The sequence below is a fragment of the Streptomyces sp. GbtcB7 genome, assembly GCF_019091445.1.
GTDB classification, from domain to species: domain Bacteria; phylum Actinomycetota; class Actinomycetes; order Streptomycetales; family Streptomycetaceae; genus Streptomyces; species Streptomyces mirabilis.
Genome location: NZ_JAGXJM010000605.1, coordinates 1 through 238, shown reverse-complemented (window position 1 = coordinate 238; position 238 = coordinate 1). Strand labels below are relative to the sequence as shown.

Sequence of the window (238 nt, the reverse complement as noted above, 5' to 3'; positions counted from 1 at the left end):
CCCACCGCGCCGCCCCGCGGGGGGGGTGGCGGGGGCCGCCCCGAGGAACAGCCACAGCACCAACCCGCCGAACACGAGGGACAGGCGGACCGGCCGCTTCGCCAGGATCAGCTGGGTGACCTGGGTGGCGCCCTGGTACGACAGACCGAGACAGGGCGCCGAGCAGTGCTCCACCGCGGTGCCGGTGGAGAAGTCCTGGCCGGCGAGGATGCCCTGCAGGGAGGGCCAGTAGCGCACG

The 238-nt window shown here is 74.8% G+C and carries 1 pseudogene; it reads right to left on the bottom strand.

Going from position 1 to position 238, the window contains the following annotated elements:
* Positions 1-238 (bottom strand): annotated as a pseudogene (locus KVT44_RS56980) (ABC transporter permease); the annotation flags it as partial.